The organism is Aeromonas sp. 84A, assembly GCF_051919345.1.
Classification (GTDB): Bacteria; Pseudomonadota; Gammaproteobacteria; order Enterobacterales; family Aeromonadaceae; genus Aeromonas; species Aeromonas veronii.
The window spans coordinates 4,050,160-4,074,009 of sequence record NZ_JBQBEW010000001.1 but is presented as its reverse complement, the minus strand read 5'-3'; the positions used below and the strand labels follow the sequence as shown (position 1 = coordinate 4,074,009).

At 56.6% G+C, this 23,850-nt stretch carries 23 protein-coding genes, 2 tRNA genes and 1 pseudogene; 18 read left to right on the top strand and 8 right to left on the bottom strand.

Annotated elements, in window-relative coordinates:
• Positions 1 to 11 precede the first annotated feature (11 nt).
• From ACTG20_RS18415 to ACTG20_RS18405, 3 genes are all read right to left on the bottom strand, one after another.
• Positions 12 to 881, bottom strand: coding sequence for a hypothetical protein (locus ACTG20_RS18415; RefSeq protein WP_194496593.1), 870 nt, complete (start codon positions 879 to 881; stop codon positions 12 to 14).
• Between the two features lie 113 nt (positions 882 to 994).
• On the bottom strand, positions 995 to 1,330 hold the full coding sequence (locus tag ACTG20_RS18410; RefSeq protein ID WP_005335280.1) for a hypothetical protein: 336 nt from the start codon (positions 1,328 to 1,330) through the stop codon (positions 995 to 997).
• Positions 1,331 to 1,473: 143 nt separating this feature from the next.
• Positions 1,474 to 1,818 (bottom strand): DUF2956 domain-containing protein, encoded by a 345-nt coding sequence (locus ACTG20_RS18405; RefSeq protein WP_194496592.1) that lies wholly within the window; start codon positions 1,816 to 1,818, stop codon positions 1,474 to 1,476.
• 268 nt (positions 1,819 to 2,086) lie between these two features.
• On the opposite strand from ACTG20_RS18405, the gene ushA reads away from it, so the two are divergent.
• Positions 2,087 to 3,811 (top strand): bifunctional UDP-sugar hydrolase/5'-nucleotidase UshA, encoded by a 1,725-nt coding sequence (ushA, locus tag ACTG20_RS18400; RefSeq protein ID WP_194496591.1) that lies wholly within the window; start codon positions 2,087 to 2,089, stop codon positions 3,809 to 3,811.
• A 133-nt stretch (positions 3,812 to 3,944) separates the two neighbouring features.
• On the opposite strand, the gene dxs is transcribed toward ushA, so the two are convergent.
• Genes dxs through xseB form a run of 3 tightly spaced genes read right to left on the bottom strand, consistent with a single transcriptional unit; the run spans position 3,945 to position 6,977 of the window.
• Positions 3,945 to 5,813, bottom strand: a complete 1,869-nt coding sequence (gene dxs / locus ACTG20_RS18395) for a 1-deoxy-D-xylulose-5-phosphate synthase (RefSeq protein WP_194496590.1) — start codon at positions 5,811 to 5,813, stop codon at positions 3,945 to 3,947.
• Between the two features lie 21 nt (positions 5,814 to 5,834).
• Positions 5,835 to 6,725 carry a (2E,6E)-farnesyl diphosphate synthase gene (ispA, locus tag ACTG20_RS18390; protein ID WP_064338656.1) on the bottom strand — a complete coding sequence of 297 codons (891 nt, stop codon included), beginning with the start codon at positions 6,723 to 6,725 and terminating at the stop codon, positions 5,835 to 5,837.
• On the bottom strand, positions 6,726 to 6,977 hold the full coding sequence (gene xseB, locus ACTG20_RS18385) for an exodeoxyribonuclease VII small subunit (RefSeq protein WP_005338838.1): 252 nt from the start codon (positions 6,975 to 6,977) through the stop codon (positions 6,726 to 6,728).
• A 211-nt stretch (positions 6,978 to 7,188) separates the two neighbouring features.
• On the opposite strand from xseB, the gene pomA reads away from it, so the two are divergent.
• From pomA to greA, 3 genes are all read left to right on the top strand, one after another.
• Positions 7,189 to 7,947, top strand: a complete 759-nt coding sequence (pomA, locus tag ACTG20_RS18380) for a flagellar motor protein PomA (RefSeq protein WP_005349525.1) — start codon at positions 7,189 to 7,191, stop codon at positions 7,945 to 7,947.
• An 8-nt stretch (positions 7,948 to 7,955) separates the two neighbouring features.
• A complete protein-coding gene (locus tag ACTG20_RS18375; RefSeq protein WP_005349528.1) occupies positions 7,956 to 8,849 on the top strand; it encodes a flagellar motor protein MotB in 894 nt (297 codons plus the stop codon).
• A 156-nt stretch (positions 8,850 to 9,005) separates the two neighbouring features.
• Entirely contained in the window at positions 9,006 to 9,482 is a 477-nt protein-coding gene (gene greA / locus ACTG20_RS18370; RefSeq protein WP_005338833.1) for a transcription elongation factor GreA, read from the top strand.
• A gap of 76 nt (positions 9,483 to 9,558) precedes the next feature.
• Here the strand turns inward: greA and ACTG20_RS18365 are convergent, their stop codons facing one another.
• Together ACTG20_RS18365 and yhbY are read right to left on the bottom strand one after the other, a co-directional pair.
• Positions 9,559 to 10,140: a hypothetical protein gene (locus ACTG20_RS18365; RefSeq protein WP_021230375.1), complete on the bottom strand. Its 582-nt coding sequence runs from the start codon at positions 10,138 to 10,140 to the stop codon at positions 9,559 to 9,561.
• A gap of 103 nt (positions 10,141 to 10,243) precedes the next feature.
• A complete protein-coding gene (gene yhbY, locus ACTG20_RS18360; RefSeq protein WP_005338829.1) occupies positions 10,244 to 10,540 on the bottom strand; it encodes a ribosome assembly RNA-binding protein YhbY in 297 nt (98 codons plus the stop codon).
• Positions 10,541 to 10,637: 97 nt separating this feature from the next.
• On the opposite strand from yhbY, the gene rlmE reads away from it, so the two are divergent.
• The 14 genes and pseudogenes from rlmE to rpsO all read left to right on the top strand — a co-directional run bounded on the left by rlmE (position 10,638) and on the right by rpsO (position 23,714).
• The gene (gene rlmE / locus ACTG20_RS18355) at positions 10,638 to 11,267 is read left to right on the top strand and encodes a 23S rRNA (uridine(2552)-2'-O)-methyltransferase RlmE (RefSeq protein WP_005338828.1); all 630 of its coding nucleotides are present in this window, start codon (positions 10,638 to 10,640) and stop codon (positions 11,265 to 11,267) included.
• Between the two features lie 45 nt (positions 11,268 to 11,312).
• Entirely contained in the window at positions 11,313 to 13,259 is a 1,947-nt protein-coding gene (gene ftsH, locus ACTG20_RS18350) for an ATP-dependent zinc metalloprotease FtsH (protein WP_005343537.1), read from the top strand.
• Positions 13,260 to 13,318: 59 nt separating this feature from the next.
• Complete coding sequence (folP, locus tag ACTG20_RS18345) at positions 13,319 to 14,164, top strand: dihydropteroate synthase (RefSeq protein ID WP_194496589.1); 846 nt, start codon at positions 13,319 to 13,321, stop codon at positions 14,162 to 14,164.
• A 15-nt stretch (positions 14,165 to 14,179) separates the two neighbouring features.
• Positions 14,180 to 15,514, top strand: coding sequence for a phosphoglucosamine mutase (gene glmM, locus ACTG20_RS18340; protein WP_005338823.1), 1,335 nt, complete (start codon positions 14,180 to 14,182; stop codon positions 15,512 to 15,514).
• A gap of 131 nt (positions 15,515 to 15,645) precedes the next feature.
• Positions 15,646 to 16,411 (top strand): annotated as a pseudogene (tpiA, locus tag ACTG20_RS18335) (triose-phosphate isomerase).
• A complete protein-coding gene (gene secG, locus ACTG20_RS18330) occupies positions 16,412 to 16,738 on the top strand; it encodes a preprotein translocase subunit SecG (protein WP_159157528.1) in 327 nt (108 codons plus the stop codon).
• 7 nt (positions 16,739 to 16,745) lie between these two features.
• Positions 16,746 to 16,830 (top strand) — tRNA-Leu (locus ACTG20_RS18325).
• Between the two features lie 92 nt (positions 16,831 to 16,922).
• Positions 16,923 to 16,999 (top strand) — tRNA-Met (locus ACTG20_RS18320).
• 166 nt (positions 17,000 to 17,165) lie between these two features.
• The gene (gene rimP / locus ACTG20_RS18315; protein WP_005338809.1) at positions 17,166 to 17,624 is read left to right on the top strand and encodes a ribosome maturation factor RimP; all 459 of its coding nucleotides are present in this window, start codon (positions 17,166 to 17,168) and stop codon (positions 17,622 to 17,624) included.
• 14 nt (positions 17,625 to 17,638) lie between these two features.
• Positions 17,639 to 19,141, top strand: coding sequence for a transcription termination factor NusA (gene nusA, locus ACTG20_RS18310; protein ID WP_005338808.1), 1,503 nt, complete (start codon positions 17,639 to 17,641; stop codon positions 19,139 to 19,141).
• Positions 19,142 to 19,161: 20 nt separating this feature from the next.
• A complete protein-coding gene (gene infB, locus ACTG20_RS18305; RefSeq protein WP_005338806.1) occupies positions 19,162 to 21,855 on the top strand; it encodes a translation initiation factor IF-2 in 2,694 nt (897 codons plus the stop codon).
• A gap of 55 nt (positions 21,856 to 21,910) precedes the next feature.
• The gene (rbfA, locus tag ACTG20_RS18300; protein ID WP_005338799.1) at positions 21,911 to 22,348 is read left to right on the top strand and encodes a 30S ribosome-binding factor RbfA; all 438 of its coding nucleotides are present in this window, start codon (positions 21,911 to 21,913) and stop codon (positions 22,346 to 22,348) included.
• 1 nt (position 22,349) lies between these two features.
• The gene (truB, locus tag ACTG20_RS18295; RefSeq protein ID WP_005338798.1) at positions 22,350 to 23,300 is read left to right on the top strand and encodes a tRNA pseudouridine(55) synthase TruB; all 951 of its coding nucleotides are present in this window, start codon (positions 22,350 to 22,352) and stop codon (positions 23,298 to 23,300) included.
• A gap of 144 nt (positions 23,301 to 23,444) precedes the next feature.
• Positions 23,445 to 23,714, top strand: coding sequence for a 30S ribosomal protein S15 (gene rpsO, locus ACTG20_RS18290; RefSeq protein WP_005338797.1), 270 nt, complete (start codon positions 23,445 to 23,447; stop codon positions 23,712 to 23,714).
• Positions 23,715 to 23,850 lie beyond the last annotated feature (136 nt).

The window sequence follows — 23,850 nt, the reverse complement described above, 5'->3', positions numbered from 1 at the left end:
TATTTTGGGGATCAGAGTTTGGCGAGGCGCTTGAGGCGGGCCAGTCGCTCCCCCTCGTTGGCGCTGAACCAGCGGTCCTGCGATAGCAGAAACCAGGCACGGGAGAAGTATTCTGCGGCCAGCGGATCGTCCAGCACCAAGGCATTTTCCCCCAGCTCCTCGAACAGATAACCATCCTCAGGTTCGCCAGCCTCGGCCATATCGGCCTTGAGCTGGTGCAGCTCTGCCAGTGCCTGCTGGTGCTGACCCTGGGCCCGGGTCAGGCGAGCCAGACTCCAGCGAGCGATAAACGCCTTGGCCGGCTGGTTATGCTGCAGATGCCAGGCCAGGCACTTCTGTTGCTGGATTTTCGCCTCATCAAAGCGCCCCAATTCGAACAGAGTCCAGCCCTGATTGTTGTAAAGGGGGGCCAGCCAGCCACGTACCTTCTCATCACTGCTGCGCTCCGCCAGCTCCATCGCCAGTTGATGCCAGCGGCTCTGCTCTTCCAGCGGTGCGGCGATGGCGATCATGTGAGCGGCGTCGATGGCAAGATAGGTCTCCTTCTCCTTGAGCCCCCATTGCCAGGCTTGTTCAAACAGCGGTTTGGCACTGGCTTTGTCGCCCGCCGAGTTAAAGGTGCGGCCTCGTTCCAGCAGAGCCCGGATCCGGGCTCTGGGGGTTGTATCTGTGAGGCGAGGCTCTATCTCGTCGAGCAGCTGATGGGCTTCGGCAAACTGGCGCTGCAGTGAATGGGTGCGGGCAATTTGGGTCAGCAACTCCAGTTCGAGTTGCAGGTCGGCGGCGGCACGCGCTTCGGGAAGAAGGGTGTGAAAACGCAGGGCGCTGGCGGCGGGATCCTGATAATCCCACAACGCCATGAAATCGGGCGGATTGTCCATCTGGCCTCCTTGCTGGTTATCCTGTCACCAAGATGCCTGCAGGCCATTGTTTGTACAAGGGGTGCCCGTCACAGAGCGCCCCTTGCATCATGCTAACTGCTGTGGCCGGTTGGTCAGTAGACCATGGCCAGGCTCATCAGCATCAGACCGAGGGCGGCAAAGGCCCCCTCCTTGATGGCGAGCCGTGGCACCAGCGCCTTGGGCAGGGCCGGAAACAGGCTCAGGGCAAAGCCAAGGCCCGGCATCAACCAGTGGAATGCCGGATCGCGCAGGGTGGGATCGGCGGCTCCATTGATGATGATCAGCAAAATAAACAGGGTGAAGGCGGGGAGGATAAACCAGCGTACCCCACCGGCGGCGACCGCCCGCAGCGGCGAAATGCGATAGAGCAGCATGGTCACAAGGAACAGAACAAAAGGGGCCAGCAGATAGAGCGGAGCGGGGTTCATAACATCTTTCCTGAAAACTGATCGTTAAAAAACCGGTTGTCCGGTGCAAGAGGCGCGGGATTTAACCACTCTTCGCAGGTAATCACCAGCAGCCAGGGCCCGGGCTGTGAAGAGGATCCCGGATAAAGGTTTGCTAGCGCGTCTTAGTGCAACCAGAACCAGGCTGCAGCAAATCCCAGCCAGCTCAGCACCAGCAATATCCAGGGCAGGGGATGCTGATGGCTTACTTCAACCAACTCCAGCTGATCGTCTTGTTCTTCGGTTTGGCGCGCGCCCTGTGGCTGCCTGGCTTTGGCCTGTAATTTTTTCTGGCGGCTCGCTTCACGGGCCCGCGCCTTCATCTGTTTCTTGTATTCGTCGATGCCTTTCTGGATCCCTTGCGCGATAAGCTGGGTCTGCTCTTTGGTCTGCCCCGGCTTCTGGTTGGCACGGGCAATTTTCATCGCCTCCTGCTGAGTCTCGGGGGAAATCTTGTCGTACTTGGCCATCAAATCATCTCCTCGGGCATGGCTGGCTGGGGAGTATGCCATAAAGGGGCGTATACGTGGCGCCTCCTTGGTGCGGGAGGGGAGCAAGTGAGTGACTGCTCAACAAAAAACCTGATAAATCAGCAGGAAGCCGGATGTTGGGCCGAAGATCACAATTAGCAGAATTTGTGAGTCATCGATGAAAAACGGTCATCTGTTGTTTGTTATATTGGCGCCCGACCCGCTGGACAGGGTTGATAAATAACAAAACAATCAAGGTGATATGGAAATGAATAATAACTTTATCAAAGGTGGCGTGGCACTGGCCGTGCTTGCTGCACTGACTGGCTGTAATACCTCGACCAATGACACCGTTGCACCCTGCACCGAAAATGTCTGCAAACTGACCATCCTGCACACCAACGATACCCACGGCCGTTTCTGGCACAACGCTGAAAATGAGTATGGTATGGCTGCCCAGAAGACTCTGGTCGAACAGCTGCGTGCCGATGCCAAGGCTGCTGGCAGTGACGTACTGGTTCTTTCCGGTGGTGATGTGAATACCGGGGTGCCGGAGTCCGATCTGCAGGATGCCGAGCCTGACTTCATGGCGATGAACAACATTCGTTACGATGCCATGGCAGTGGGCAACCATGAATTCGACAACCCCCTCAGCGTGCTGGAGAAGCAGCGCAAGTGGGCCCAGTTCCCCATGCTCTCGGCCAACATCTATGACAAGGCGAGTGGCAAACACTACTTTGACCCCTACAAGGTGTTCAAGCTGGAGAGTGGTCTCAAGGTTGCCGTACTGGGCCTGACCACCGAGGATACCGCCCAGCTGGTTGATCCCAACAACGTGCAGACCCTGGAGTTCCGCGATCCGACCAGCGAGGCGGCCAAACTGGGCCAGCAGATCCGCAGCAACAAGGAGGCCAATCTGGTCTTCGCCATCACTCACATGGGCCATTACGAGAATGGTCAGCACGGCAGCAATGCGCCGGGCGATGTAGAGATGGCTCGTGCACTGCCGGCAGGGACTCTGGATGCCATCATTGGTGGCCACTCCCAGAATCCGGTCTGTATGGAACCGGGTACCACCAACAAGTACGCCAATTTCAAACCGGGTGATAACTGCCAACCGGACCAGCAAAACGGCACCTGGATCATGCAGGCCCACGAGTGGGGCAAGTATGTGGGCCGTGCCCAGTTTGAGTACCAGAATGGCAAGTTGACCCTGACCAGCTATGACCTGATCCCGGTCAACCTGATCAAGCGCAACGCCAAGGGTGAGGCGATCGATGCCAACGGTGCCGTGACCAAGGACCCGGCCAAGATGCAGTTCGTACAGGACGAGATCACCAAGGATCCCGAGCTGTATAACACCCTGCTGGGTTATCAGGAGAAAGGTCAGCAAGAGCTGAATGTCGTCATTGGCTCGGCAGATGGCTTGCTGGTTGGTGATCGCAACTCGGTTCGCAACAAGCAGACCAACCTGGGTCGCCTCATCACCACGGCGACCAGCAGCAAGCTGGGTGTCGACTTTGGTATCGTCAACTCTGGCGGCGTCCGTGACAGCATCCCGGCCGGTGATATCACCTACCGCAGCGTGTTGCTGGTACACCCGTTTGGCAACACGGTCAACAAGGCTGTCATGAAGGGAAGCGAGCTGGCGACCTATCTGGGTCAGGTGGCAAGCAAGACCCGCAATACCGGTGGTTATGCCCAGTTTGGCGGTATCAACATGGCGGTGGATTGTCAGGCCAAGAGCGTCAATATCACCAGTATCGGTGGCAAGGCGTTTGATCCGGCAGCAACCTACAGCTTCGCGATCCCGAGCTTCAGTGCCTCCGGTGGTGACGGCTATCCGAAGATCGATACCATCAATGCCGGTTTGGTCGATGCTGCCGTGCTGAAGGAGTACATCGAGATCAAGAAGACCATCAACGTGGCCGATTATCAGCCAGGCAATGAGGTGAGCTATCTGAACTCAACGTCTACCGAAGGGTGTAACTAAGCGCTGTCGATTCGGTATCGTCACAACAGTAGTCACACTCTGCTGTCTTCTTAAAAAAATCCCCAGGCATTACCTGGGGATTTTTTCGAACCGTTACTGAATTTTCCTGTCTATTGCATCACATCGTGTCTCGTCAGGCTTGCAGCCAGCTTTCGATACTACGCTGGATGCCTGCATCGTCCAGACCGAGCATGGCATAGATCTCCTGCTGGGTACCCTGTTCCACGAAGCGATCCGGCAGGCCGAGGTTGAGCACCGGCTTGCACTGTTTGCTGCGCATCAGCAACTCGTTCACCGCCGAACCGGCGCCGCCCATGATGGCGTTGTCTTCCAGAGTGACAAACTGATCGTGGCTGGCTGCCAGCGACAGCACCAGTGCCTCATCCATCGGTTTGACGAAGCGCATGTCCACCAGAGTGGCATCCAGCGCTTCGGCGGCCGCTTTCGCGTGGTGCAGCAAGGTGCCAAACGCCAGAATGGCAGTGCCCTTGCCCTCTCGCAGGATTCGTCCCTTGCCGAGCTCCAGTGCCTGCATCTCTGATGAGATGGGGGCATCGCTCAGACTGCTGCCGCGGGGGTAACGCACGGCGGCAGGGCCCTGATGGAGATAGCCGGTATAGAGCATCTGGCGGCACTCGTTCTCGTCAGATGGCGTCATCACCACCATGTTGGGCACGGTGCGCAGGAAGCTGATGTCGAACGCCCCCTGATGGGTCGGGCCATCGGCGCCCACCAGGCCGGCCCGGTCGATGGCGAATAGCACCGGCAGATCTTGCAGCGCTACGTCGTGGATCACCTGATCGTAGGCACGCTGCAGGAAGCTCGAATAGATGGCCACCACCGGCTTCTTGTCGGCGATGGCGAGACCCGCGGCGAAAGTGACCGCATGCTGCTCGGCAATCGCCACATCGAAGTAGCGATCCGGATATTGTTGGCTGAATTTCACCAGCCCGGAGCCTTCGCGCATGGCGGGGGTGATGCCAACCAGCTTCTCGTCTTTGGCAGCCATGTCGCACAGCCACTGGCCAAAGATGGCGGAGAAGGTGGGTTTGGCACCGCTTGCCTTGGGTAGGGAACATTCGTCCGGATTAAACTTGGGCACAGCGTGATAGCCGATGGGATCTTTCTCTGCTGGCTCGTAACCCTTGCCCTTCTTGGTTTTGACGTGCAGCAGTTGCGGGCCTTTGAGATTGCGCATGTTGCGCAGGGTCTCGACCAGTGCCTCGATATCGTGACCGTCGATGGGGCCGATATAGTTGAAGCCGAACTCCTCGAACAGGGTGCCGGGCACCACCATCCCCTTGAGGTGCTCTTCGGCCCGTTTGGCCAGCTCCTTGACCGGCGGCAGCCCCGCCAGCACCTTCTTGCCGCCTTCGCGGATGGTGGTGTAGAGCTTGCCGGACATGACCCGGGCCAGATGGTTGTTCAGCGCCCCGACATTCTCGGAGATGGACATCTCGTTGTCGTTGAGGATCACCAGCATGTCTTTATGGACATCGCCGGCGTGATTGAGCGCTTCAAAGGCCATCCCAGCGGTAATGGCGCCGTCACCGATCACGGCAACGACCTTGCGACCCAGCCCTTCGCTCTCGGCGGCGACCGCCATACCGAGCGCCGCACCGATGGAGGTGCTGGAGTGGCCGACGGAGAGCACGTCGTATTCACTCTCGCCACGCCAGGGGAAGGGGTGCAGACCATCCTTCTGCCGGATGGTGTGGATCTGATCACGGCGCCCGGTCAGGATCTTGTGGGGATAGGCCTGATGGCCTACATCCCAGATCAGCCGATCGAACGGGGTGTTGTAGACGTAGTGCAGGGCCACGGTCAGTTCGACCGTGCCGAGACCGGAGGCAAAATGTCCGCTGGAGCGGCTGACTGAGCGCAGCAGATATTCGCGCAGCTCGTTGCACAGCACCGGCAGCCGATCTTTGGGCAAGGAACGCAGCTCGACCGGAGTGTCCGCGAGGGCCAGGTTGGGGAAATTGCTAATATCAACGCTCATATTGTTACTGTTATCCAGCGTTTAGTGGGTTCGCTCGATGATGTAATCGGCAAACGCTTCCAGAATGTCGGTATTGTAGGGCAAGGATTGCAGGGCTGTTAAGGCTTTCCCATGCAGTTCGCGAGCCAGCTCACGGGCATTTTCGAGTCCGAGCAGGGCCGGATAGGTACTTTTCTCCAGCGCCAGGTCAGAACCTTGTGGCTTGCCCAGGGTGGCGGTATCACCTGTGATGTCGAGGATGTCATCCTGCACCTGAAAGGCGAGGCCAATCGCGGCGGCATAGGTTTGCAGTGCAGCCAGAGTGGCGTCATCGACATCGGCTTTGCACAGGGCGCCGAGCGCCACGGCGCATTCAATCAGCGCACCGGTCTTGTGGCGGTGTACCTGCTCCAGTTCGGCAAGCGTGATCTGGCGCCCTTCGGCCTGCAGGTCCAGCGCCTGGCCGCCACACATACCCAGATAGCCGGAGGCGCGGGCGAGGGTACTCAGCATCCGCACACGGTTGGCCATCAAGGAGTCGGGCATGGGGTGATCGGCCAGAATGGAGAACGCCAGGGTCTGCAGCGCATCACCGGCCAGAATGGCGGTTCCTTCGTCAAACGCCTTGTGAACGGTTGGCTGACCACGACGCAGGTCGTCGTTATCCATGGCGGGCAGGTCATCGTGTAGCAGGGAGTAGGCGTGGATGCACTCCACGGCAGCCGCGGGGCCATCCAGCAGTTCGCTCTTGACGCCCAGCATCTCGCCGACCGCGTAGACCAGAAACGGGCGAACCCGCTTGCCGCCCAGCAGCAGGCCATAACTCATGGCATCGCGCAGGCGTGGCGCCATGGCGGGCAAGGATTCAAGTTGTGCTGACAGACAGTCGTCAATACGCTGACGATGCAGACGGGAAAAATGGTCCAGCGCCACTCACTCCTCTCCTTGTTCTGGCTGGAAGGGGGCGAGCTGATCACTGCCATCGGCTTGACTGAGCAGGATCTGGATCTTCTGTTCGGCCAGTTCCAGCTTCTGCTGACCGGCCCGAACCAGATGAACGCCCTGCTCGAACTGCTTGAGTGCCTCTTCCAGGGGTAGGGAACCTTGTTCCAGCTGATGAACGATGGTTTCCAGCTCTTCCAGAGTGGCATCAAAACTCAGACGGTCGATTTTTTTACTGGCCATGTCCATCCTCGGGGATTGAAAAAAACGGCTTATATTAACATCGACCGTCCACAGGGGGGAGGCAGAAAAGCATTGCCCCCTCAAACTCTCGCTAAACTGGCCGATAATGAGCCATCATTCTCAGTGGATGCATGCTTGCCGCTAGGGTCGCAATAGCAGAAAATTCAACAAACTATAATTAGGCATAAGAACCGGTGACAGGAGTAGGGACGTGGATCTAGGCAGTCTGATAGGGATAGTGCTGGGTTTCGGGGTGGTGGTGTACGGCATGCTGCTGGGTGGCCCCATGAGCATGTATGTTGATATGCCATCGGTCTACATCACTGTATTGGGATCAATCTTCATCGCCATGATGAAGTTCAACCTTGGCCAGTTCCTGATGGCATTCAAGGTGGCGGGTAAAGCCTTTATGTACAAGGGCGACAAGCTTGAAGACCTGATTACCAAAGCCGTTGAACTGGCTGACGCGGCTCGCAAAGGGGGCTTTCTTGCGCTGGAGGCCGCAGAGATCCCCAATGCATTTATGAAAAAAGGGATCGATATGCTGGTGGATGGTCACGATGCCGAAGTGGTGCGCGCCGTGATGGAAAAGGATATCGACCTGACAGCCGAGCGCCATGTCATTGCCATCAAGGTCTTCCGTACCCTTGGGGATCTGGGCCCTGCCATGGGGATGATAGGTACGTTGGTGGGTCTGGTGGCCATGCTGGCCAACATGAGTGACCCCAAGTCGATCGGGCCGGCGATGGCGGTGGCCTTGCTTACCACCCTGTACGGTGCGATAGAGGCCAATATGTTGGCGATCCCGATTGCCGACAAGCTGGAGCTGCGCAGCGGGGAGGAGAAGCTCAGTCGTACCCTGATCCTTGATGCCATTATGGGGATTCAGGATGGTCAGAATCCGCGGGTGATCCAGTCCATGCTGCAAAACTATCTGAACCAGTCCAAACGTAATACCGGCACCGAATAGGGGGCGCTATGTCTGATTGCAAGTGCCCGCCACCAGGTCTCCCTGGTTACATGGGAACCTTTGCCGACCTGATGTCGCTGTTGATGTGCTTCTTCGTGCTGTTGCTCTCCTTTGCCGAGATGGATGTGCAGAAGTTCAAGCAGATAGCCGGTTCCATGGATAAGGCATTCGGGGTACAGAACATCCTTGAGGTGAAAGATATTCCCAAGGGAACCTCGGTGATTGCCCAGGAGTTCAGGCCCGGTCGCCCGGAACCCACGCCGATTGATACCGTGATGCAGCAGACCATCGATCTGACCCAGACCGAACTGGAGTTTCTGCCCGGCGAGTCGGATCAGGCCGGTGGTCAGGACAAGAGTGATGGCAAACAGACGGGGGGCGATACCGCGCAGGATGCGAAGAAGGCGCAAGAACAGTCCAATACCCTGGCCAAAGCCCTCGCCGAGCAGATGAAAGATCAGATCCAGGATGGCGCTATCGAAATTGAGGCACTGGGCCAGCAGATCATCATCCGGATCAGGGAAAAAGCGTCGTTCCCGGCCGGTTCGGCATTTCTGCAGCCCCAGTTCTGGCCGGTCATTCGCAAGGTCGCGACCCTGCTCAAGGATGTGCCGGGTGAAATCACCATCTCCGGTCACACCGACAACGTGGCGACCGAAGATGAGCTGTTCCAGTCCAACTGGGAGCTGTCGTCGCAACGGGCGGTGGCGGTGGCGCACCAGATGCTGAAGGTCCCCGGTTTTGATCAGGGGCGACTGGTTGTGCAGGGGATGGCGGACTCCCAACCATTGGTGCCCAATACCACCCCGGAAAATCGTCGGATGAACCGGCGGGTGGAGATCGCCATCATGCAGGGCAAACCGACCGTTTCGGCCCCCATTTCCGTACCGGAAGGGAAGTAAGCTAAGGGAATGCCGATGACGCAAGTGGGATCTGCATCAGGGGGCTGACGTGGATTTTGTGTTGGCTTCATATTAAGATGCCTCATCCGAACCGATCGCTGCGGCCTCCTTGCAGATGGCCGCAGTTTCTATTTTCAAGCAACCCAGGTTTCGACTATGAATCATACTCCGATGACTGTTCGCGGCGCTGAGAAGCTGCGCGAAGAGCTCGATTATCTCAAGACCGAGCTTCGTCCCCAGATTATCGAAGCGATTGCCGATGCCCGTGAGCACGGCGATCTGAAGGAAAACGCCGAATACCATGCCGCTCGCGAGCAGCAGGGGTTTTGTGAAGGCCGCATTCAGGAGATTGAAGCCAAGCTCTCCAATGCCCAGGTGATCGATGTCACCAAGATGACCAACAACGGCCGCGTGATTTTTGGCGCGACTGTGACTCTGCTCAAGAGCGAGACAGAGGAAGAGGTGGTTTACCGCATCGTGGGTGATGATGAGGCTGATATCAAACAGAACCTCATCTCTGTCAACTCCCCCATTGCCCGCGCCCTGATTGGCAAGGAAGTGGACGATGTCGCAATCGTCAAGACCCCGGGCGGTGATGTGGAATACGAAGTGCTGGAAGTCGCTTATATCTAAGCGAATGCTACAGACGATGAAACAGGGGGGCTTGCGCTCCCCTGTTTGTCTTTATCTATGTGATTATTGATAAAAATCAGGACAGATACGCCTCGGTAAAGGCGTCCTGATGGCGCTGAAACAACCAGTGGCGCAGCCGTTCGATGTTGTTCTCGCTCATCTGAAAGCTCAGTGCCCAGGTGGCATGGTCGGCATTGGCTTTGATGCGCCTTACCAGTCGTCCCTGCAGTGGAAGAGGGTCCTCTTGCTCGATGCAGAGCTCGCCGTTGATGGGGGTATCGGCCACCATGTCGATTGGCAAATTTTCCACGATGAGGCCGTTGAGGGAGAGGCTGAGTACCTGAAACAGGCCCAGTTCGCTGCATAGCTTGGCTTTTTGGGTGAGACGCCAGGCGCGCGGTTGCGCAAACCCCAGCTCCCTGATGACCGGTGCAGATAAGCGGGGCTCGACGAAGCCATCTTCCCCTTGGGTAAAGCTCAGGGGAAAACGCAGCTGATGGCCTGCGAAGCGGGCTTCGAGTACAAGGTGTTCGGCTTTTTGCAGCAAGCCAAGCATGGGGGCATCGAGGTGACCACTCAGAACATGTGTGTCCTGATTGCTCCCCAAGTCCCGCAGCATGGCCAGCTCATCGTCGGTCAGAATAGGATGGTGAGCCATAATGCGTGTCCGGAAGTATTCATCGCAGGTTAAGGGCTTTGCGACTACTTTGGCAAGCGACTCGGGAAGAAGTGGAATAAGGAAAGAGCGATGCTCTTTCCTTTTACTTGCGGGGCAGCTGGATTTTGGGTTCGTTGGCTTGACGATAAATGGTCAGCACATGACCCATGCTTTGCACCTTGATTGAACCGGTTTCACGGACGATAGCATCCATAACCAGTTGTTTCATTTCGCGATCTTCAGAGGCAACCTTAACCTTGATCAGCTCGTGATGGTTCAGTGCCAGATCGATCTCGGCCAGTACACCTTCGGTCAGACCATGCTGACCCAGCAGGACGACAGGCTTGAGGCTATGGGCAAGGCCCTTGAGGTACTGTTTCTGTTTATTGTTGAGAATCATCGCAATTTCTTCATAAGTCAGGGTTGAAAGGGGCGTATTCTACCCCCACTTAGCCCTTAATACTAATAACCCTTGTGGTTTTTTAAAGTCGATTATCATGACCCAGAAAAAACGTTCCCCCAGTTCAACTCGCTGGTTAAAAGAACATTTCGACGATCAATACGTCAAAAAAGCCCAGAAAATGGGCCTGCGTTCTCGTGCTGTTTTCAAGATTGACGAGATCCAAGGCAAGGATCGCTTGCTGAAACATGGCATGACCGTAGTGGATTTGGGAGCAGCCCCCGGTGGTTGGTCCCAGTTCGCGGTTGAACAGGTTGGTGATTCGGGTCGCGTCATCGCATGTGACATTTTGCCGATGGATCCCATTGCTGGTGTCGATTTCCTGCAAGGGGACTTTCGGGAGGAAACTGTACTCGGCGCTTTGCTGGAACGAGTGGGTCCCGACAAGGTCGATGTCGTGATGTCTGATATGGCGCCCAACATGAGCGGTACCCAGCAGGTGGATCAGGCTCGCGCCATGTATCTGGTCGAGCTGGCACTGGACATGTGCAATCAGGTATTGCGTAGTGACGGCAGTTTCGTAGTGAAGGTGTTTCAGGGAGAGGGCTTTGATGCCTATCTCAATGAAATTCGTAAACTTTTCTCCGCTGTCAAGATTCGTAAACCAGACTCATCCCGCGCCAGATCACGGGAAGTCTACATTGTGGCTACCGGTTTTAAACTGTAGTACCCTAACCTTCATCGTTAACTGTCAGTCTGCGAGGTTACTGATTTGAGTGACATGGCGAAAAACTTAATCCTGTGGCTGGTCATCGCCGTCGTTTTGATGTCGGTGTTCAATAGCTTCAGCCCCAGCGATACCACCAGTCGCCAGCTGGACTATTCCAGCTTCGTTAAAGAGGTGACCCAAGAGCAGATCCGTGAAGTGCGGATGGACGGTAAGGTCATTAATGGCGTCAAGCGTACTGGTGAACGATTCACCACCATCATACCTGCGCCGGATCCCCAGCTGCTCAACGACATGCTCAATCACAATGTCAAAGTGATGGGCGAGAAGCCGGAAGAGCCGTCTCTGTTGACCTCTATCTTCATCTCCTGGTTCCCGATGCTGCTGCTGATCGGTGTCTGGGTCTTCTTCATGCGTCAGATGCAGGGCGGCGGTGGCAAAGGTGCCATGTCGTTTGGCAAGAGCAAGGCTCGCCTGATGAGCGAAGATCAGATCAAGACCACCTTTGCTGATGTTGCAGGTTGTGATGAAGCCAAGGAAGAGGTGAAGGAGCTGGTTGACTATCTGCGCGACCCGAGCAAATTCCAGAAACTGGGTGGCAAGATCCCGACCGGTGTGCTGCTGGTTGGTCCTCCCGGTACCGGTAAGACTTTGCTGGCCAAGGCCATTGCGGGCGAGGCCAAGGTGCCATTCTTCACCATCTCTGGTTCCGATTTCGTGGAGATGTTCGTCGGTGTCGGTGCCTCCCGGGTGCGTGACATGTTCGAACAGGCCAAGAAATCTTCCCCCTGCATCATCTTCATCGATGAAATTGATGCTGTCGGTCGCCAGCGTGGTGCCGGTCTGGGTGGTGGTCATGATGAACGTGAGCAGACTCTTAACCAGATGCTGGTCGAGATGGATGGCTTTGAAGGCAATGAAGGCATCATCGTCATTGCTGCCACCAACCGTCCTGACGTACTGGATCCGGCACTGCTGCGTCCGGGCCGTTTCGACCGTCAGGTTGTGGTCGGTCTGCCTGATGTCCGTGGTCGTGAGCAGATCCTGAAAGTGCACATGCGCAAAGTTCCGCTGGCGGATGACGTCAATCCGGCGCTGATTGCCCGTGGTACACCCGGTTTCTCCGGTGCGGATTTGGCCAACCTGGTCAACGAAGCTGCCCTCTTCTCTGCCCGTGAGAGCCGCCGAGTGGTCTCCATGGCCGAGTTCGAGAAGGCCAAGGACAAGATCATGATGGGTGCGGAACGCCGCTCCATGGTGATGAAAGAGTCCGAAAAAGAGATGACTGCATATCATGAAGCCGGTCACGCCATCATTGGTCGTCTGGTCCCGGATCATGACCCGGTTTACAAGGTCTCTATCATTCCGCGCGGTCGTGCGCTGGGTGTGACCATGTATCTGCCGGAGCAGGATCGCTGGAGCCACTCCAAGCAGCATCTGGAGTCAATGATCTCCAGCCTGTATGGCGGTCGCCTGGCAGAAGAGCTGATCTATGGTGCCGAGAAGGTTTCTACTGGCGCTTCCAACGACATCGAGCGAGCGACCGACATTGCACGCAAGATGGTGACCCAGTGGGGTATGTCCGAGCGTCTCGGCCCGATGCTCTACGCGGAAGAAGATGGTGAAGTGTTCCTCGGTCGCAGCATGGCCAAGGCCAAGCACATGTCCGACGATACAGCTCGCGTGATCGATGCCGAAGTCAAGCAGGTCATCGACCGCAACTACGCCCGTTCCAAGCAGATCCTGCTGGATAATATGGACGTGTTGCACAGCATGAAAGATGCGCTGATGAAGTACGAGACCATCGACGCCAAACAGATCGATGACCTGATGGCGCGTCGCGAGGTACGTGCTCCGAGCAACTGGCATGACGAGCACGGTGATACCCCGCAAGGCGGTTCCACTGTGGCTGCCGAGGCCAAGCCTGCCGATGAGGCTGCACCGGTGGCGGATGTCACTATCGACAAAGCCAACGACGCGCCGGCCAAATAATCGTGACTCTCCAAACCCCGGGCTTGCCCGGGGTTTTTCTTTATCAGATGGATGTGAAAATGCAGTTAACCAGCAAGGGGCTCAGCCTCTCCCTCGATCGTCCCCATGTTATGGGGATCCTCAATGTGACGCCCGACTCCTTCTCTGATGGCGGTAATTTCAACCAGTTTGAACGGGCAATGGCCCATGCGCGCCAGATGGTCTCTGACGGTGCGACCCTCATCGACATCGGTGGCGAGTCAACCCGCCCTGGTGCGCCCGAAGTGAGCGAGCAGGAGGAACTGGACAGGGTCATTCCTGTCGTGGAACAGATGGTCCGTGAGCTGGATGTGATGATCTCCCTCGATACCTCCAAAGCGGCGGTGATGTGGGAGGGTTGCAAGGCGGGAGCCCATCTGATTAACGATGTGCGGGCACTGCAAGAACCTGGAGCACTGCAAGCCGCGGCCGAAGCTCGGGTTCCGGTCTGTCTGATGCATATGCAGGGGCAGCCGAGAACCATGCAGGTCGAGCCGCACTATGACGACCTGATCGGGGAGGTACGCGCCTTCTTTGATGAGCGTATTGCGGCTTGTCTGGCGGTCGGGATCCGTCGTGAAGAGCTGTTGCTGGATCCGGGATATGGCTTTGGCAAAACCCTTGCACACAACTATCAGCTGTTGGCGGCTCAAAAGGAACTGCTTGATTATGGCTTGCCGCTATTGGTGGGGATGTCGCGAAAGTCTATGATAGGCAACCTGCTGGGCCGTCCGGTGGATGAGCGTCTTGCGGGCAGTCTGGCATGCGCCCTTATCGGCATGCAGCATGGGGCCCGCATCATCAGGGTACACGATGTACGGGAGACCATGGACGCATTGCGCGTCGGTTGGCTGGCAATGACGGGACAAGATTTTATTTCCAAATAATAAAGAGAACAGACAATGGCAAGAAAGTATTTCGGTACCGATGGTGTGCGCGGCAAGGTTGGCGAATACCCGATCACCCCTGATTTTGTAATGAAATTGGGTTGGGCTGCCGGCAAGGTGCTCTCCAAGAAGGGCACCAAAAAGGTGCTGATTGGCAAAGATACCCGCATCTCCGGTTACATGCTGGAATCCGCGCTGGAAGCGGGGCTCTCCGCGGCAGGCCTTAAAGCCATTCTGATGGGACCCATGCCAACACCGGCGGTTGCCTACCTGACTCGCACTTTCCGTGCCGAAGCTGGCATCGTCATCAGCGCTTCCCACAACCCCTTCTATGACAACGGCATCAAGTTCTTCTCCGCCGATGGCACCAAACTGCCTGATGATGTCGAGCTGGCTATCGAAGCCGAGCTGGATCACGAGCTCAAGTGTGTCGAGTCGGCCGAACTTGGCAAAGCAGTGCGCATTGATGATGCCGCCGGTCGCTATATCGAATTTTGCAAGAGCACCTTCCCCTCCCACATGAATCTGGATGGGGTGAAAATGGTGGTCGACTGTGGCCACGGCGCCACTTACCACATTGCGCCGTCGGTTTTCCGCGAACTGGGTGCTGAAGTGATCACCATGGGCTGTGCCCCGGATGGTCTCAACATCAACGATGGTGTCGGTTCGACTGCACCTGACGCTCTGGTGGCCAAGGTGCTGGAGTGCAAGGCCGATCTGGGGGTTGCCTTTGATGGTGATGGTGATCGTCTGATCATGGTTGACCATACCGGCTATCTCATCGACGGTGATGAAGTACTCTATATCATCGCGCGCGATGCCCTGCGCAATGGTCGCCTCAAAGGCGGTGTCGTCGGCACCCTGATGGCCAACATGGGTCTGGAGCTGGCGCTGCAAACCCTGGGCATCCCGTTTGCCCGTGCCAAGGTGGGTGACCGCTATGTGCTGGAGATGATGGAAGAGAAGGGCTGGCGTATCGGTGGCGAGAACTCCGGCCACATTATCTGTCTGGATCAGACCACTACGGGTGATGGCATCGTGGCTGCCTTGCAGGTACTTACCGCCATGCGCAGTGCCGAGATGCCGCTTGCCAAGCTGCGCTCCGGCATGAGCAAGTTCCCGCAGGTGCTGGTGAATGTTCGCTTTGCCGAAGGCAAGGATCCGCTGGCCGCGGATGCTGTCATGGCTGAGGTTGCCAAGGTGGAACAGGAGCTGGCTGGTCGTGGTCGCGTACTGTTGCGTAAATCAGGTACCGAACCGCTGATCCGGGTCATGGTCGAAGGGGAGCATGAACAGCAGGTACGTGACATGGCTCAGCGCATCGCCAAGCAGGTTGAATCGGCGTTTTAATGAACAGTCAGGGCGACTTTTTAGCCGCCCTGATTGTATCTTGTTCAAACGATTCAAAAATTTAAAAATAGCACTTGTCAGCTGAGCATCCTCTGGATATTATCAGCCCCGCTTTCGCAAGGGAGTTGCCGATGGGACATCGCAAGCCGTTTGTAGCAGCCAACTGGAAGTTGCACGGTAGTAGGTCGCAGTTAGAGCAGTTTACGGGTCAGTGCCTAAATGGCGTTGACGGAAAAGTAGATGTGGTTCTATGTCCTTCCCATGTGCATATCGATTTTAGCGCTTCACTGCTCAATGAGCAGAAGGTAATAAAGTTGGGGGCTCAGAATGTGAGTCAGCACGCTACTGGCGCTTACACTGGAGAAATCTCGTGTCAGATGCTGGTTGAGGCAGGGTGTCGTTACGTATTGGTAGGGCACTCCGAGCGCAGGCGTCTCTTTGGTGAGACCAGTTTTATCGTCGCAGAGAAGTTTGCGGCAGCCAGAGCGGCAGGCTTGATTCCCATCCTCTGTTTAGGTGAATCAGGTGCGGCGAGGCAGGCGAGAAGAGCCTTCGAGGTGATCGCTGAAGAGCTGGATATCGTCATAGAGAAAAATGGCGCGATGGCATTTCGATAATGCTATCATCGCCTACGAGCCGATTTGGGCTGTAGGTACAGGTAAATGCGCCACACCCGAGCAGGCACAAGAGGTTCATTCCTTTATACGTGGTCGCTTGGCGGAGGATACTCCGGTAATAGGTGAGAAAGTTAGAATCATCTATGGTGGGAGCGTAACGCCGAGCAACGCGAGAGATTTGTTTGCCCAACCCGACATTGATGGCGGACTGATTGGCGGAGCAAGCCTCGATAGCGATGCGTTTTTAGGAATTGTTGAAGCGGCAAAGGGTGCAAGTTAAATGTACGAGATTCTTTTAGTCGTTTATCTGCTGGTTTCACTGGCTCTGATTGGTCTGGTGATGATTCAGCAAGGTAAAGGGGCTGATATGGGCGCCTCCTTCGGCGCAGGGGCATCGAACACAGTATTCGGCTCCGGTGGTTCAGGCAGTTTCCTGACCCGAACAACAGCAATTTTGGCTACTCTGTTTTTCGTTATCAGCCTGGTGCTCGGATCTATGTCCAGCAACAAGGTAAAGCAGGGTAGTGAGTGGGAAAATCTGCAACAAACCCAACAGGTTGAGCAGAGCAAAGCGCCAGTTAAGAAAGATACTGACGTTCCCGAGTAAGAGTTTTGCCGTGGTGGTGGAATTGGTAGACACGCTATCTTGAGGGGGTAGTGCTCTAGGGTGTGCGGGTTCGAGTCCCGCCCACGGCACCAATTAAGCAGTGAGCTCGGGAAACCGAGTGTATTATAGCCAGTCAGTCTTGTATCGAGAGAGTGAAGTGGCTATAATCTCGCACGATTTCGGACGCGGGGTGGAGCAGCATGGTAGCTCGTCGGGCTCATAACCCGAAGGTCGTCGGTTCAAATCCGGCCCCCGCAACCAAATTTCACGCATTTCCTACGCTCAGGAAGGCGGTCGCTGCGAGGCGACAATCAGGGTAAAGCGCCAAGCCCCGATTTGACATCGGGGCTTTTTGTTATGTGCAATTTACTCTGAATCGATATCTATCTGGGCTTTATGCCCTTTTTTTGTTTTTCGGAGGGTGACTTTGGCTACGTTGGAACAACGTTTGACCGATCTGCTCGAGGCTCCGGTCGTTGCCTTGGGTTTTGAACTTTGGGGTATTGAGTTTATCCGTGCAGGTAAACACTCCACCTTGCGTGTCTATATCGACGGCGAGCAGGGTGTGACTGTCGAGAACTGTGCTGAGGTCAGCCATCAGGTTGGCGCCATCATGGACGTCGAAGATCCCATCACCGAGGAGTATTACCTCGAGGTATCCTCCCCAGGCCTGGATCGTCCCCTGTTCAAGGTTGCCCATTTCGAAAAATACGTTGGCCAAGAGGCGGCGGTAACGCTTCGGATGGCAACAAACAACCGCCGCAAGTTCAAAGGCGTAATCAAAGCTGTGCAAGGCGACATGATCACCCTGACAGTAGATGGTAAGGACGACGTGTTGGCTTTCACCAATATCCAAAAAGCGAACATAGTGCCGAACTTTGGTTAACGAGGCTATCGGATATGAATAAAGAGATTTTGCTGGTCGTTGACGCAGTATCCAACGAGAAAGCGGTACCCCGTGAGAAGATCTTCCAGGCTCTGGAAACCGCGCTGGCGACTGCGACCAAGAAGAAATATGAAGGCGAGATTGAAGTTCGGGTCGAAATCGATCGCAAGACCGGTGACTACGACACTTATCGCCGCTGGGTAGTCATTGCGGATCAAGCCGCGATGGAGAACCCCTATGCTGAAATCACCCTGGAAGCGGCGCAGATTGATCAGCCGGAGATCCAGATCGGTGAGTATGTTGAAGACCAGATCGACTCTGTAACCTTCGACCGTATCACTACCCAGACCGCCAAGCAGGTCATCGTGCAGAAAGTGCGCGAAGCCGAGCGTTCACAAGTAGTTGATCAGTTTAAAGATAAAGAAGGCACCATCATCAGTGGTGTGGTCAAGAAGAGTAACCGCGACAACGTCATCCTGGATCTGGGCAGCAATGCTGAAGCCGTGATCTTCCGTGATGACATGCTGCCGCGTGAAACCTTCCGTCCGGGCGATCGTGTCCGTGGCCTGCTGTATGCTGTGCGTCCGGAAGCCCGCGGTTCCCAGCTGTTTGTCAGCCGTTCCAGCCCGGACTTCCTGAAAGAGCTGTTCCGTATCGAAGTACCGGAGATCGGTGAAGAGATGATCGAAATCATGGGCGCTGCCCGTGATCCGGGTTCCCGCGCCAAGATCGCGGTGAAGACCAACGATCGTCGTATCGACCCGATTGGTGCCTGTATCGGCATGCGCGGTGCCCGTGTGCAAGCTGTCTCCGCCGAGCTGAGCGGTGAGCGCGCCGACATCGTGCTGTACGATGACAACCCGGCCCAGTACGTGATCAATGCCATGGCACCTGCCGATGTGGCCTCCATCATCGTTGATGAAGACAACCACACCATGGATATCGCCGTGGAAGCTGCCAACCTGGCTCAGGCCATCGGTCGAAATGGTCAGAACGTGCGTCTGGCCTCCCAGCTGACCGGTTGGGAGCTGAACGTGATGACCGTTGAGGACATGCGTGCCAAGCACCAGGCCGAAAACGACCGCATCATGAACCTGTTCACCAGCACCCTGGACATCGACGACGATTTCGCAGGTCTGCTGATGGAAGAGGGCTTCTCTACCCTGGAAGAGATCGCCTTTGTACCGGTCAACGAGCTGCTGGCTATCGACGGTCTGGATGAAGACATGGTCGAAGAGCTGCGCAAGCGCGCCAAAGATGCCCTGACTACCAAGGCACTGGCCAAAGAAGAGTCTTTCGATGGCGTTGAGCCGTCCGAAGAGCTGCTCAATCTGAACGGTCTGAGCCGCGAACTGGCTTACGCTCTGGCGGGCCGTGGCGTGGGCACCCTGGAAGATTTGGCTGAGCAAGGTATCGATGACCTTGCTGATATTGAAGGGCTGACTGCCGAGAAGGCAGGTGAGCTCATTATGGCTGCTCGCAATATCTGTTGGTTCGGAGAAGAGCAGTCCGAGTAAGATCAAACGGAGGAAAATGAATGGCAGAAGTATCAGTCAAACAACTTGCCACTGACATCGACACACCGGTTGATCGTCTTCTCCAGCAGTTTGTCGATGCCGGTATCAGCAAGAGCAAGGCCGACGACATGGTCAGCGAGTCTGAGAAACAGGCTCTGCTGGCACACCTGAAGAAACAGCATGGAGGTGACGAGGTCGCCGCACCTGCCCGCATGACCTTGCAGCGCAAGACCAAGAGCACCATCAGTGTTCAGGGTACTGGCGGCAAGAACAAGGAAGTGCAGGTAGAAGTGCGCAAGTCTCGCACCTATGTAAGACGCTCGGCGCTGGAAGATGAACAGCGTCAGGCGGAAGCCGAGGAAACAGCGCGTTTGGAAGCAGAAGAAAAAGCTCGTCGCGAGGCCGAAGAGAAGGCTCGCCTCGAAGCTGAAGAGAAGGCTCGCCGTGAGGCTGAGCAAGCTCGTCGTGAAGCTGAGGAAAAGGCGCGGATCGAGGCACAATCAAAGGCTCGACAGGCTTCACAGCCCGCCAAAGCAGCCAGTAGCACAGCTCAGCAAGAGGCAGAAAAGATGGCCAAGCGCGAAGCAGAAGAACTGAAGCGCCAACAGGAACAAACAGCTTTGAAAAAAGCTGAAGAACTCGCCGCGAAGAAAGCCGAAGAGGCTCGTCTCATGGCGGAACAGAACGCAGCCCGCTGGGCTGAAGAAGAGGCCGCTCGCGCCAAAGAGAGCAGCGACTACCATCTGACCACCAACAAGCATGCGCAAGCCGCAGAAGACGAGTTGGATCGGAAAGAAGAGACCAGCCGCCGCACTGCCGCAGCTGCCAAGGCACCGAAGAAAGCCGGTCGTCGTGAAGATGATCGCGATTCTCGCAACCCGCGTGCCCGTAAAGGCAAGCGCGGCAAGGTTGCCATGCCGAACGCCATGAAGCACGGCTTCAACAAGCCGGCTGCCGTGGTGAACCGCGACGTCGTCATCGGCGAGACCATCACTGTGGCCGAGCTGGCCAACAAGATGGCCGTCAAGGGCGTTGAAGTCATCAAGGTGATGATGAAGATGGGTGCCATGGCCACCATCAACCAGGTGATCGACCAGGAGACCGCTCAGCTGGTCGCCGAGGAGATGGGTCACAAGGTTGTGTTGCGTCGTGAGAACGAGCTGGAAGAGGCGGTACTGTCCGATCGTGACGAGACCTCCGAAGCCAAGCCGCGCGCACCGGTCGTTACCATCATGGGTCACGTTGACCATGGTAAGACCTCGCTGCTCGACTACATTCGTAAAGCCAAGGTTGCTGCTGGCGAAGCCGGTGGTATTACCCAGCATATCGGTGCTTACCACGTCCAGACTGACAGTGGCATGATCACCTTCCTGGATACTCCGGGTCACGCGGCGTTTACCTCCATGCGTGCTCGTGGTGCCAAGGCGACCGATATCGTTGTTCTGGTTGTTGCAGCTGACGACGGCGTGATGCCGCAAACCATCGAAGCTATCCAGCACGCCAAGGCGGCCGGTGTGCCGCTGGTTGTTGCGGTCAACAAGATCGACAAGCCGGAAGCGGATCCGGATCGCGTCAAGACCGAACTGGCCCGTTACAACGTCATGTCCGAAGATTGGGGTGGAGACTGCCAGTTCGTGCACGTGTCCGCCAAGTCTGGCGAAGGCATCGACGACCTGCTGGAAGCCATCCTGATCCAGGCTGAAGTACTGGAGTTGAAAGCGGTGGTTGACGGCATGGCCAACGGCGTCGTGATCGAATCCTTCCTGGATAAAGGTCGTGGTCCGGTTGCTACCGTACTGGTACAAGAAGGTACTCTGCGTCAGGGCGACATCGTTCTGTGTGGTCTCGAGTACGGCCGTGTTCGCGCCATGCGTGACGAACTGGGTCGCGAGATCAAGGAAGCGGGTCCGTCCCTGCCGGTGGAAATCCTGGGTCTGTCCGGCGTTCCCTCTGCCGGTGACGAAGCCACCGTTGTCCGTGACGAGAAGAAAGCCCGTGAAGTGGCGCTCTATCGTCAGGGCAAGTTCCGCGAAGTCAAGCTGGCTCGCCAGCAGAAGGCCAAGCTGGAAAACATGTTCGCCAACATGACCGAGGGCGAAGTATCCGAAGTGAACGTGGTGATCAAGGCCGACGTACAAGGTTCTGTGGAAGCGATCTGCGATGCGCTGGTCAAACTCTCCACCGACGAAGTGAAGGTGAAGATCGTGGGTTCCGGCGTAGGTGGTATCACCGAAACCGACGCGACCCTGGCTGCTGCTTCCAGCGCCATCCTGGTTGGTTTCAACGTCCGTGCCGACGCATCTGCGCGCAAGGTCATCGAATCCGAGAGCTTGGATCTGCGTTACTACTCCGTCATCTATGACCTGATCGACGAAGTGAAGCAGGCCATGAGCGGCAAGCTGGCCCCTGAGTATCGTCAGGAAATCATCGGTCTGGCTGAAGTGCGTAGCGTCTTCAAGTCTCCGAAGTTCGGCGCTGTTGCCGGCTGTATGGTTACCGAAGGTGTGGTCAAGCGTTCCAACCGTATCCGCGTTCTGCGTGATAACGTGGTTATCTATGAAGGCGAGCTGGAATCCCTGCGCCGCTTCAAGGATGACGTCAACGAAGTTCGCAACGGCTACGAGTGTGGTATCGCGGTCAAGAACTACAACGACGTGCGCGAAGGCGACCAGATCGAAGTTTACGAGACTGTTGAAATCCAACGGACTCTGTAAGCCGAGAGTTAGACAAAATAGGGGGCCGCGGCCCCCTTTTATCGCAGGATAGAATATGGCCAGAGAATTCAGCCGGACCCGTCGGGTCGGACAGCAGATCCAGCGTGAAATCGCGCTGATCCTGCAGCGCGAGGTGAAAGACCCGCGCATCGGCATGGTGACCGTTTCCGATGTGGAAGTGTCCCGTGACCTCAACTATGCCAAGATTTATGTCACCTTCTTGCAACTGGAAAATGATGCCGAGCGCATCAAGGAAGGCTTGCAGGGTCTGACCGAAGCAGCCGGATATATCCGTAGTCTGCTGGGCAGTGCCATGCGTCTGCGCGTGGTGCCCGAGCTGCGTTTCTACTACGACCAGACCCTGGTCGAGGGGATGCGTCTCTCCAACCTGGTGACCAACACTGTGCGTGAAGACAAGCGTCGCATGGCCGAATCCGGCCGTGACGAAGAAGCAGAATCCGCACCGGATGACACGACTGAGGATAAAGCCTGAGATGACCCGAAGACGTCGTTTCAAGGGCCGTGATGTGCACGGCATTCTGCTGCTGGACAAGCCGACCGGTCTGACCTCCAACGATGTGTTGCAGAAGGTCAAGCGCATCTACAACGCAGCCAAGGCCGGTCACACCGGCGCACTGGATCCGCTGGCGACCGGCATGCTGCCGATCTGCCTCGGCGAGGCCACCAAGTTCTCCCAGTATCTGCTGGAAGCGGACAAACGCTATGAGGTGACCGCTAAACTGGGCGAGCGCACCAATACCAGCGACTCCGATGGTGAGGTGGTCTCCACCCGTCCGGTGAACGTGGCTGTCGGTACCCTGATCGAGGCGCTGGACCAGTTCCGCGGCCCCATCATGCAGGTGCCCTCCATGTACTCCGCGCTCAAGCACAACGGCCGTCCGCTCTACGAATATGCCCGCGAAGGCATCGAGATCGAGCGAGAAGCCCGTCCCATCACCGTCTTCGAGCTCAAACTGCTGAGCTTCGAAGGTGATGAAGTGCGCCTTGAAGTGCACTGCAGCAAAGGCACCTACATCCGCTCTCTGGTGGATGATCTGGGTGAAGTGCTGGGTTGTGGCGCCCACGTGACCCAGTTGCGCCGTACCCAGGTGGCCAGCTATCCGTACGAGCGGATGCTGACTCTGGAGCAGCTCGAGTGCATCTTCGAGCAGGCCAAGGCCGAGAGCATCCCGCCGCGCGAGCAGCTGGATCCGCTGTTGCTGCCGATGGACACCGCCGTAGCAAGCTTGCCCGAGGTGAACATGCTGGCGGTTGTGGCTGCCTATGTGAATCAGGGCCAGGCCGTGCAGGTGGCGGGTGCGCCGCAAAGCGGTCAGGTTCGCATGACGGTCGGCCCGGAGCGCGAGTTCATCGGGGTTGGCGAGATTGATGATGATGGCCGCGTCGCTCCCAAGCGACTGGTGCGTTATCACGACGAGGAGTGATCCTCAGGCGGTATCAGGGCGTCTTTCCCGTTTCGCCTCTTTATCGTTGCGAAAAGGGGCGGGGACGATTATGATACCGCCCTCATTTCACGGCTGAATTAGAGATTGGCTGTGAACCTTTAAACACTCTACTGGAGTATTACCATGTCTCTAAATGCTGAGATCAAAGCTCAAATCGTTGCTGACAACGCTCGTTGCGCCAACGACACCGGTTCCCCCGAAGTGCAAGTTGCCCTGCTGACTGCCCAGATCAACCATCTGCAAGGTCACTTCAAAGAGCACTCCAAGGACCACCACGGTCGTCGCGGTCTGCTGCGCATGGTTTCCCAGCGTCGTAAGCTGCTGGACTACCTGAAGCGTAAAGATTCCGAGCGTTATGCTGCTCTGATCGCCAAGCTGGGTCTGCGTCGTTAATCGACCATCAGATTTCGCGAAAAAGGGGAACCGTCAGGTTCCCCTTTTTTATTGCTCTTCAAGCCGTTGCCTGCCTCACAGAATTCGCGTCGCCGCTTACCTTTTGCATCGAATCAAGTATACTTGTGCGCGAATT